General features: G+C 61.1%; 8 protein-coding genes and 1 pseudogene. 3 read left to right on the top strand and 6 right to left on the bottom strand.

Annotation, left to right across the window (positions count from 1 at the left end; all coding sequences use genetic code 11):
* The 3 genes and pseudogenes from D3227_RS38900 to D3227_RS38890 all read left to right on the top strand — a co-directional run.
* A pseudogene (locus D3227_RS38900) lies at nucleotides 1–241 on the top strand (IS91 family transposase); the annotation flags it as partial.
* Nucleotides 242–736: 495 nt separating this feature from the next.
* Entirely contained in the window at nucleotides 737–1,978 is a 1,242-nt protein-coding gene (locus tag D3227_RS38895) for a site-specific integrase (protein WP_120019293.1), read from the top strand.
* A complete protein-coding gene (locus D3227_RS38890; RefSeq protein WP_245452137.1) occupies nucleotides 1,975–2,364 on the top strand; it encodes a hypothetical protein in 390 nt (129 codons plus the stop codon). The genes D3227_RS38895 and D3227_RS38890 overlap by 4 nt, the downstream gene beginning before the upstream one ends.
* Before the next feature lie 319 nt (nucleotides 2,365–2,683).
* On the opposite strand, the gene D3227_RS38885 is transcribed toward D3227_RS38890, so the two are convergent.
* From D3227_RS38885 to D3227_RS38855, 6 genes are all read right to left on the bottom strand, one after another.
* Nucleotides 2,684–3,190, bottom strand: coding sequence for an aminomethyltransferase family protein (locus D3227_RS38885; protein WP_245452136.1), 507 nt, complete (start codon nucleotides 3,188–3,190; stop codon nucleotides 2,684–2,686).
* Nucleotides 3,183–6,230 (bottom strand): 2Fe-2S iron-sulfur cluster-binding protein, encoded by a 3,048-nt coding sequence (locus D3227_RS38880; RefSeq protein WP_208646587.1) that lies wholly within the window; start codon nucleotides 6,228–6,230, stop codon nucleotides 3,183–3,185. Before D3227_RS38880 ends, D3227_RS38885 begins: the two co-directional genes overlap by 8 nt.
* A gap of 41 nt (nucleotides 6,231–6,271) precedes the next feature.
* Nucleotides 6,272–6,538, bottom strand: coding sequence for a sarcosine oxidase subunit delta (locus D3227_RS38875; protein WP_120019291.1), 267 nt, complete (start codon nucleotides 6,536–6,538; stop codon nucleotides 6,272–6,274).
* Nucleotides 6,539–6,557: 19 nt separating this feature from the next.
* Nucleotides 6,558–7,814, bottom strand: a complete 1,257-nt coding sequence (locus D3227_RS38870) for a sarcosine oxidase subunit beta family protein (protein ID WP_120019290.1) — start codon at nucleotides 7,812–7,814, stop codon at nucleotides 6,558–6,560.
* A gap of 10 nt (nucleotides 7,815–7,824) precedes the next feature.
* Nucleotides 7,825–8,067 carry a hypothetical protein gene (locus D3227_RS38865; protein ID WP_120019289.1) on the bottom strand — a complete coding sequence of 81 codons (243 nt, stop codon included), beginning with the start codon at nucleotides 8,065–8,067 and terminating at the stop codon, nucleotides 7,825–7,827.
* Nucleotides 8,068–8,602: 535 nt separating this feature from the next.
* Nucleotides 8,603–10,021 carry a dipeptidase gene (locus D3227_RS38855; protein WP_120019288.1) on the bottom strand — a complete coding sequence of 473 codons (1,419 nt, stop codon included), beginning with the start codon at nucleotides 10,019–10,021 and terminating at the stop codon, nucleotides 8,603–8,605.
* Nucleotides 10,022–10,556: the final 535 nt, after the last annotated feature.

Raw genomic sequence — 10,556 nt, 5'->3', positions numbered from 1 at the left:
CTATTACGGCTTCCTCGGCAATCGCCATCGCGCGCAAAAGCTCGCCCACTGCCGCGACCTGCTCGGCATGCCGGCTCCAGAGGCGTCGAACAGCTGCTCGGCGAAGGACTACCGCGACCGCTACGAGGACCTTACCGGGCATTCCCTCCGGCAATGCCCGGCCTGTCATCAGGGGCGGATGATCGTCATCGAAACGTTCGACGGCGTCACCGGACCCCCGCCATACTGGGATACATCATGAAAGAAGCGCTCAGCTTTCGTCGTCACCGTATCGCCCGCGCCGTTCGGCCGCAAAACCGAGCCGGTCCCGCGAAGGTGCGCCGCCATCACCCCCGGGCAGCCTCTCCCGGCAGGACGCGGCGCCGGTCCTCACCTTGCCGCAACCGATATCCGTGCCGCTTTCGGCGCACCGACCCCTGCAATCGCCGCGTCCACGACCGCATCCGCGCCCACGCCATGCCTGTTCATGGGCACGGCCTCAATTGAACGCCCATAGCGGCCACCTGTGCCGGCGGCTTAGTCCAACACGTTTTTAGCTCACCGTCGCGATCCACCACAGCGCGCTCTCGCCAGCCGCCTTTCTGCGCGACGCCAAGCTAAAAACGCTCTGCATTATGCCGACCGTCGAACTATGCCGAGTGAGCAAGTTTTTACCAATGCTTTCCGTAACGTAGCGGTAGCAGGATCGGCATAGCCTAGGCTCTCTCCGTCGCAATTGATGCGAAGGAGAGGACACATGAACGCAAGTGACTATCTGCAACGCAGCACACTTTATCGAAAGCTGATCCACGGGTCGTATGGCGAGTTCGCCCGCATTTACGCGGCCAGATTGTCGAACGAAGGCTTTGGTCGGCAATGCACCTGGCGATCGCTGAGCCTGTTTCGCGAGCTGATGGACTGGCATGTTGGCAACGGGCACGATCCCCACGATTTAAGCGAAGTTCACGTTGACCGGTTTCTTGAGCACCGTTCCAAACACTGGAGCCTCGACTCGGGGGACCGATCGGCGCTCCGGCGCTTGCTTTCTTCATTACGGCAAGAAGGTTTGATACCAGCCGTGCCTCCGATTGAGCGCACGGAGCACGAGCAGATTGTTGATGTGTTCGCGGCTTATCTCACAAATGAGAGAGGGCTCGCCACCTCGACGGTGGAAAGCCATAAGCTGCTCTCACACCGATTTCTGCAGGAGGTCTGCTCGGCTGGCGCAGAGGGGTTTGCAGCGCTTACCCCGGAGATCGTCATCGGTTATGTCGAGCGACATGCTCTCGATGGCTCCGCCGACAGCGGCAAGGCGATGTGCGGGGTGGTGCGCGCCTTCCTGCGTTACTTGCATCTGAAGGGCTTCATTTCGGTGGCCTTGGCCGATTGCGTGCCGTCCATCCGCCGCTGGCGGCTCGCGGGCCTGCCGACCTTCCTGCCGCCACAGAAGGTCCAGCAGGTTCTTGATGCCTGCGATCGGACCACGGCAATGGGGCATCGGGACTATGCAGTTCTGATGATCCTGGCCAAGCTCGGCTTGCGCGCCAGCGAGGTTGCGGCCCTCAGTCTTGATGACATCGACTGGCGGTCAGGCAAGATCCTTGTCCATGCCAAGGGGCGGCGACAAGCGACGATGCCGCTACGCCACGACGTCGGCACAGCTATCGTCGCTTACATCCGGCATGGGCGACCAGCTTCACCGTGCCGCCGCCTGTTTGTGCGAACGCTTGCTCCGCATGTCGGCTTTGCCTCCGGCTGCGCCATCACGATGATTGCGAAGCAGGCACTCGAGCGGGCAGGTATTCACGGCTATGCGCACCACGGTGCCCACCTCTTCCGCCATAGCCTTGCGACCGACCTGCTGCGGTCGGGGGCCAGCTTTGCCGAGATCGGCCAATTGCTTCGCCACCGGAGCATCGACAGCACAAGGATCTATGCCAAGCTCGACATCGAGAAGCTGCGCGAACTGAGCCTGCCGTGGCCGGGAGGTGCCGAATGAGCCGGCTTCGAACAGCGCTCGAGCGCTATGTAGGCATGCGCCAGGGGTTGGGATACAAGTACCACGGGCCCGCCCGACGGTTGTCGGATTTCGTCACCTTCATGGAGGTTCGCGGCGCCGAGACCATCACCACGGCGCTGGCAATGAAGTGGGTGACGTTGATCGGCCGACAACCGAGTTGGTCCATCCGCCTGACCGATGTGCGCTGCTTCGCTCAGCACCTCGCTCATTTCGACCCCCTGACGGAAGTGCCACCTCAAGACGCTGTGTCGCCGGCGCGGCGGGCAAAGCCCTACATCTATACCGATGCTGAGATCACGGCGCTTCTGGCGGCAGCACTGTCGCTGCCGCCGGGCCGCGCTCCCGAACTCAGCGCAGTGGCCTGAGAACATCGCTTACCGTGATTCGGCGTCACGAACAGAATCACGGCAGATTCATCCGGGGCAATAGCCCCGCCGACGATGTGGGTAATTGAAAGCTTCACCGGATGGGTGCCGTTTAGCCGTTGATACGCGATGAGCTTCGGCTCGCTCGAAAGCAGCTGACGACGCTGTCGCGGCCGCGTGATCGCGGCAGGTACGGGGTACGGGCAACCCGTTGCCCGATCTCACGGCGTCAACGCCATTCTCCGACGTACAATGACGGCAGTACCGGGCAGTTAATTTTAGCGAGATTGCAGCGACTTCGACTGCTTCGGGGCGGTAGTCACGGACCGGCAGTGGAAGCGTCGGCAATCCACTCCGTCATACTCTTACTGAAGCTACGCGGGACGAGTAGGTCGCATTCGAACGCACTCCTGCGCAGCAGCAGGATTGGCACGCGATGGAGGCCGGTCTGGACTGCCCGTCCCTCACCCAGTGTCTTCCAGTCAACCGCGACGCACCGCTCCAGCACATGTTTGATAACCCCGCCGAAAAGCCGCAGCCGCACCCTGCCTTCGCCGAGCGGCAGCGTGCAGCCAAGTTCCGGATCGATATCCCTAATGGGCAGCGGGTCATCGCCAAGCAGCCAGAACCTGCGTGGCGCAACGCGGATCACGACCCAGCTGTCATGACGAACGGTCTCACCAACTTCGTTCGGCAGCGGCCCGTCCAGCATCCGGCGCAGTTGCGCCTCAAATTGCGCCATCGCCCCGTCCCAGCCCTCAAACTGGACGATCACACAGTCATCCGCCGCCATTTCGAATCCCGCCATGGTTGAGCTATCAGCCACGGAGCCGCTCTCCTTTCGGGTCGAGGAATATGGGTGAGACTACCCGGGCCCGCACAGCCTGGCCGATGATCGGAGAAGCAGCGACGATCTCGGCACCCTCCACCGCTGCCTCCCGGGCAAGCAATCCGAGCGCCACCCAAGCGTCGAGCGCGGGGCTGTATGTTACTGAGGTGATGCGGCCGAGACCGTGGCCCTGCAGCGACTCGTTAGGCCTGAACAGGATTGCGCCGGCGTGCAGCTGTTTCCCGGGTTCGAAGCAGCGCAGCCCGACTAACCGCGGGCGCGCCGGGTCGCTAAAGGCCTCGCGGCGCTCAAGCACCTCCCCCACATAGCCGCTGCGCTTGCCCACCATGCGGCTGAGCCCTAGGTCGTCGAGCGTTGTCCTGCCGTCGATCTCCGGCCCCGCGATATGGCCCTTCTCGACGCGCAGGGCGCCCAAGGCCTCAACGCCGTAAGGCTTCAGGCCGAAAGGCGCCCCGGCCTCCATTAGCCGGCACCACACCTCGTTGCCCAAGCTCGCGCCGACATAGATCTCGTAAGCCCGCTCGCCTGAAAAGCTAAGGCGGATAATGCGCAGGTGCATGTCGCGATATTGCTCTTCGAGTAGCCCCATATGTGGCAACGCCTCATTCGAAACGTCTAAATCGGGAAACGCGGCGGCCAGGATATCGCGGCTGTTCGGACCGGCGACCGACATCGCTGCCCATTCGTAGGTGACCGAAGTCACAGAAACGCGGAGGTCGGGCCAAGCGGTATCGAGCAGGAATTCGAGCCGGGACATTACGTCCGCGGCCTTCGCAGTCGATGTCGTCATGAAGAAGTGCCGCTCACCGAGCCGGGTCGTGGTGCCATCGTCAAAGACGATGCCATCGTCGCGCAACATAATGCCGTAGCGTGCGCGGCCGACCGGCAGCCTGGCAAAGCCGTTAGCATAGACCCGGTCAAGGAATTCGGCCGCGTCTGGTCCCTGTACGTCGATCTTGCCGAGCGTGGAGATATCCATTAGCCCGGCGGTCTCGCGCACCATCCGCATCTCAGCGACGTAGGCCTCGTTTACGTCGCGACCGGAAGTACGATAGAACCAGGGCCGCATCCAGAGCCCGCCCTCCAGCATCTGCGCGCCGTTGGCGACATGCCAGTCATGCATTGGCGTGCGCCGGATCGGCTTGTAATGATGGCCAATGCTGCGCCCGGCCAGCGCCCCGATGGCGACCGGTGTATAGGGCGGCCGGAACGTTGTGGTGCCGACTTCGGGAACCGCCATGCCGCGCAGGCCGGCCATGGCCGAAAGGGCATAGAAATTACTGGTCTTGCCCTGGTCGGTGCCCATGCCGAGCGTCGTGTAGCGCTTCAGGTGCTCGACTGACTCGTAACCCTCGCGGTGAGCCAGAGCTATGTCTTGCGTCGTCACATCCATCTGTATGTCGACGAAGGCCTTGCCCGCGGCAAGTTTAGCCCCTTCTTCGTCCCCCCCGCGGGTTCGCTTCGCGTGCGACGTCTCCCCCGAACGACGGGGGCGATGAAGCTCCGGCAATATAGCAGGGCTCCCGTAGCCTCCCCTCACAAGCTGGGCGAGAGGTGCTGGGCGAAGTGAGGTGCCGAGGGGGCTATCATCAGGTCCCGCATCGATCTCAGTAAGTTCGAGCCTGACGGGTTGTTGAACCGCTTTCGCTGCGCCGCAGAACGCAGATGCATCAACTCCTGCACGATGCCCCTGCTCGATCGCACCGGCTGTGGTCAAGCCTCCCATGACAGCACCGGCCACGAACCGCCCCGCTCCGAGCTTTCCGGGAACAAAAGTCTGAATGTCTTCGCGATAAACCGGCTTCACCCCGAAATGGGAGGTCAGATGCACGGTCGGCGACCAGCCGCCGGAGACCGCGACCAGGTCGCATCTGACCGTGGCCGCACCGCCCGGTTCGGAAAGCGAAACAGCGCGTACGGCACGACGCCCCAAAGCATTGGCAATCAGCGAATTCGTACGGACGGCGACGCCCCGGCGGCGCGCCTGTTCCCGAAGGTCATGTATCGGTTCGGCGCGGCTGTCAGCTATCGTCACTTCCGCCCCCGCTGTCGCAAGATCGAAGGCCGCTCTGTAGGCGCTGTCGTTATCAGTCGCAACCACCACGCGCGTACCCGTCAGTACGGCAAAGCGGTTCAGATAGATCCGCGCCGCGGAGGCCAGCATGATGCCGGGCCGGTCGTTATTGGCGAAAGTAAGCGGTCGCTCAAGCGCCCCAGACGCATAAACGATCGATTTCGCTCGCAGAAGCAGGAGCATCTGGCGCGCCTGGCCTTCCTTCGGATCGGCGGTTCCAGAGCCGTGCCTCTCCACGAGCCCGAGTACATTGCCGTCATAAGCGCCAAACGCCGTGGTGCGCGTCATCAAGGAGACATTCGGCATTCCGGCGAGCCGTGCCAGCATTCCGGAAAGCCAGGCCGCTGACTCACTGTCCTGTGGATCCGACAGAAGCGTGCCGCCGAGTGCAAAATCTTGTTCAATCAGGACCACTCTGGCGCCGGCCTCGCCCGCCGCGAGAGCGGCGGAGAGCCCCGCCGGTCCGCTGCCGACTATCGCCACGTCGGCGAAGAGATGGCGGACGTCGTAGCGATCCGGATCGGGCTCCTCTCCCGCACGGCCGAACCCCGCCGCCTTGCGGATGAAGTGTTCATAAAACATCCAGGCCCGCCGGGTCGGACCCATGAAGGTCTTGTAGTAGAACCCTGCCGACAGAAAGGGCGCAAACAGGCCATTTATGCCCTGGGCGTCAAACTTGAGCGATGGCCAGCGGTTCTGGCTTTCAGCAACGAGCCCATCAGCGAGTTCCACCGTCGTCGCCGTTAGGTTCGGCTCGCGTCGGCCGCCCGTCCCCAACGTCACGAGCGCATTCGGCTCCTCTGGCCCAGCTGAAAGGATGCCGCGCGGCCGGTGATACTTGAAGCTGCGGCCGACGAGGCGGACACCGTTCGCCAGCAGCGCCGAGGCGAGCGTGTCGCCGCGAAACCCGGTCATCGCCCTGCCGTCGAAGGTGAATTCCATTGGCTGCGAGCGGTCGATTCGCCCACCTATAGCGAGCCGCCTCATGCGCGCGTCTCCCGAGCGAAGCGAATCGAGGCAATGGTATGGCTCCGCGTGTCGCGCTCGACGACCAGCCATTGCCGGCAGCCCACTACGTGCTGCCAATATTCGCGGTGCAGGCCGGCCGGGTTCTCGCGCACGAAGACGTAACGGTACCAGGCTTCGAAATCCGGATCGTCATACGCTGGCCGGGTCACCGAGGCGTCTCCGCCATAGCGGAACTCGTCGTGGTCGCGCGGCCCGCAGCAGGGACATTCGATGCGCAGCATGATCTTTCCGCCTCTCGAATTATTGCAGCCAGGTGAATGGGCCGGCGCCTGCCTCGTCGATCGTGCGACCGGTGCGGAAGCGATCAAGCCGATAAGCGGCGGTGAGCGGATGGACTTCGCCCTTGGCGAGCATATGCGCAAAGCACCAGCCCGAAGCAGGTGTGGCCTTGAAGCCGCCGTAGCACCAGCCGCCGTTGAGGTAGAGCCCGTCGATGGGCGTCGGGCAGATAATCGGGCTCCCGTCGGGCGTCATGTCCATCACGCCGCCCCAGTGTCGCAGGATGCGCAGCCGTGAGATGCAGGGCATCATCGCGATCGAAGCCTCGGCGACCTCGCGAACGACGCCAAGATTGCCGCGTTGCGCATAGGAATTATAGCCGTCCAGGCCCCCGCCGAACACCAGCCCGCCCTTGTCCGACTGGCTGACATAGAAGTGATCGGCGCCATAGGCGACCACGTGGTGAACCAGCGGCTTGATCGGTTCGGTCACGAAAGCTTGGAGGATATGACTTTCGATCGGCAGTTCAAGGCCGGCCTTCTGGGCGAGCACCGAGGTGTGCCCCGCCACGGCAAGCCCCACTTTCCCCGCCCCGATTCGGCCCCTCGTCGTCTCGACACCCACGATGCGCTCGCCCTGACGGACGAAGCCCGTCACCTCGCAGCCTTGGATGATGTCGACGCCGTAGGCGTCGGCGGCGCGCGCGTAGCCCCAGGCCACCGCGTCATGGCGCGCGGTGCCCGCCCGGCCCTGAAGTAACGCGCCGTGAACCGGGTACAGCGCCTTCTCCGAAAAATTCAGATAAGGCACCATCCGGCGCACCTCCTCGCGATCAAGCAATTCAGCGTCGATCCCGTTCAGTTTCATGACGTTGGCGCGATAGCCGAAGGTGTCGAGTTCGCCGGGTGAATTGGCTATCAGCAAAAAGCCGCGCTGCGAGAACATCACGTTGAAATTGAGCGCCCGCGACAGGCCTTCCCACAGCTTCATCGAAAATTCGTAGAACTGGGTATTGCCGTCAAGCCGATAGTTCGAACGAACGATTGTGGTGTTCCGACCGACATTGCCGCCGCCGATATAGCCCTTCTCCAGCACGGCGACATTGCGGACGCCGTGGTTCTCGGCGAGATAGAAAGCGGTCGCCAGACCGTGCCCGCCGCCGCCCACGATAACAACATCGTAGGCCGACTTCGGATCGGGGGACCGCCAGGCGCGCCGCCAGTGCCTTTGACCGGTGAGCCCATTGCGAAGGATGGAAAAAGCCGAATAGCCGTGCATGCCGATCCCGCTATTGAATGAACAGGCGTCGGGACAAGTCGCAGAAGGTTTCCGCGCCCCGCTTCGCGATGTAGGTGATTTCGGGGATCGCGATCCCCCGGTCCTTCAGCCAAATGCGGATGACCGTGAATCCAGGCGGTATAATTGCGCCATAGATCATGCGGTTCTCAGTCGGGCTAAACGGGCTAGCAGCTTGGTAGTCACAGAAGAATGCGCCATTGCCGGGCGCGAGAGGGAAATCTTTGAGCTGCACACTTCACCCTCCATTGACGAGTCGACTAGTTCTGTCAAATATGCGCATTTGGCGTTGGACTCGCCAACATAAAGATGCGAACTGTACCATCGCGTTTTGAGATGACAGAAGACGGCACCATTTAGGCACAACTAGATCGGCGATCCGCTTAACAACGCAACAACGCGGCGCATACTCACGATGCGCCAACTTCGCCAAAGAAGCGAACCTCTCCATCCCACCCCATCCGCAATCGCGTTGATCAGCTTAGCGACATCGATTCCGACAAATGCTTCTCTGTAATGTGCCGGGGCCCGTCCTCCTGTGATGAGGATCGGCTCGGCCCGCCCGAGCAACCCTCGGACACGTACTGCAGGTCGAGCGACCTCACCGACAGAGGCGGACATAGAGTCTTATGGTTGCCTCGAACCCCGCTGGAAGAATTCGAAACGAGCTATCGGACAACAAGTCTTCATACTGCTAAATATTTCCGAGAACAGGGCTGTCTGGCAAAGACCCGTCATCCGAAGCACTAAACACTCGCTCAGACTTAAATTTACGCCTTTTCAGCCGCTGCGGACAACGATCGAAACTCTTCGGCGCTGTGTTTGCCGACTTCCTCTAGCAACCTTGGCCACGCAGAAAGGCCTTCCGCCAACGAGGCCAACCGGAAGAATTCGTTGGGTGAATGAATATCCTCATCCGGAAGGGCAAATCCGAACATCAGCGTTTGGATCCCCAGCAGCTCCTGGAATATCACGGTAATGGGGATCGACGCGCCCAGCCGGACAAGCACTGGCTCTTGACCGGTCGCCTCAGACAACACTTTTTTTGCCGCAAGCACAAGTGGATGCTCGGTAGGTAGATTGAAGGCTCGGCTCCCAGTTTCCGGGTCGTTGATCGAGAGCTGAACGTCCGGGGGACAAACGGTGCGAAGATGAACCTTCAGGGCGTCAGAAACTTGCTCGGGGTCCTGTCCGGGCACGATCCTCAACGATAGCTTAGCGTGGGCAGTACTTGGAATCACTGTTTTACCCCCGAACCCTGTGTAACCTCCCCACATTCCGTTTACATCCAAGGCCGGTCGAAGTGTTAGCCGCTCACGTATCGAAAACCCGTCTTCCCCGTGGGCGCGCGCCCCAACGTCCTTGACGAAAGCGTCCTCGTCGAAGGGAAATCTGGCCGCGTCAGCTCGGGCACTCACAGAGACGGTAGGGAGGGCCGCCAACAAGCTCGGGATCGCAATCGCGCCATTCTCGTCATGTAATGAAGAAATGATCTTCGCCATCTCATGTGCGGCGTTCTGCACCGCGCCGCCGTAACGACCAGAATGAAGGTCCTTGTCGGCGGTTCGGATTGAAATCTCAAACTCAATAATCCCGCGCGAGCCGACATTTATTGTCGGGATTTCCGGATGCGCTCGCGCGCCATCAGCAGATATCATTCCGTCAGCATGCAGCAAGTCGCCGTATCGTTGCACAATCGGGCGCAAACTAGGGCTATTGGTTTCTTCCTCCCCCTCTAAAAAGACTTTCACGTTCACGGGGCAGGCGCCTCGGATTTGCAGAAAGGCAGAGATTGTTTCGAGTGCGATGGCAGTCGAGCCTTTAACATCAGATGCACCGCGCGCGTAGAGCCGTCCGTTGCGGACGGTTGGCTCGAAAGGCGGAGTTACCCAAGCTTCTGCCGGGTCGGGAGGTTGAACATCATAGTGTCCATAGATGAGCAAAGTGGGTTTCCCGGGCGCCCCGTTCCAAGCCCCGTAAACGGCTGGGTGACCGCCGCCATCAAGAAGTTGGACATCACTCAAGCCAATGCGCTCCAGCCAGTCCACTAGAAATGCTTGCGCATCCCGCATCCCTTCTATGAAAGCGGGGTCTGTGCTTACGCTTGGCAGACGCAAGAAGGTGCATAGTCTTTCAACTATTTCATCCTGGCGATCGAGAAGGTGTTGAACGATTGCGTCTACATGCATGGTCTTTCCCTGATACTCGTTGGAAGGATGCCAAGCCGGCTAGAGTAAGTACTCAGTCCTTCTATATCGTCGCTGACGTCCTGGAATATGCAACTGCTCCTAGCGCTATTCACAATCGAGCGGACAGTTACATCGCTAATCGCCAGAACGACTACGTGTGATTGTGCTTTGTTCGTACGGTCTTCTTTCCCGGAAGAGGGACTGTGCACCTCGCTTGCAATTGTCGGCCATGGCAGGGCGACGGCAGTCAAGCCGGTGAAACCCACATGACTGCCTCTGCCGAGCCAAACATTATGAGACCGCAAGGGCTGCGCGTGCGCCTGTATCGCGAGCAGCGGGTGAGCAATCGTAACAGATCTAAATCCGTCGATTTTGATCCGGCTATTGGGCGCATCAGCCGTGTACCATGAGGATCGCAGTTTTCTCTTACGACCCCCACGGGCATCCCTCGTCAAAGGAGTCCTTTGAACGGTTTGCGTGTCAGGCCATCGACGAAGAATTCAACCATGGAGGTATAGTCAAACACTGGAAGGTC

This window comes from Mesorhizobium waimense, from assembly GCF_003601975.1.
GTDB lineage: Bacteria > Pseudomonadota > Alphaproteobacteria > Rhizobiales > Rhizobiaceae > Mesorhizobium > Mesorhizobium waimense.
Note: the sequence above shows the minus strand (reverse complement) of the source record. Positions and strands in the feature narration are given on the sequence as shown.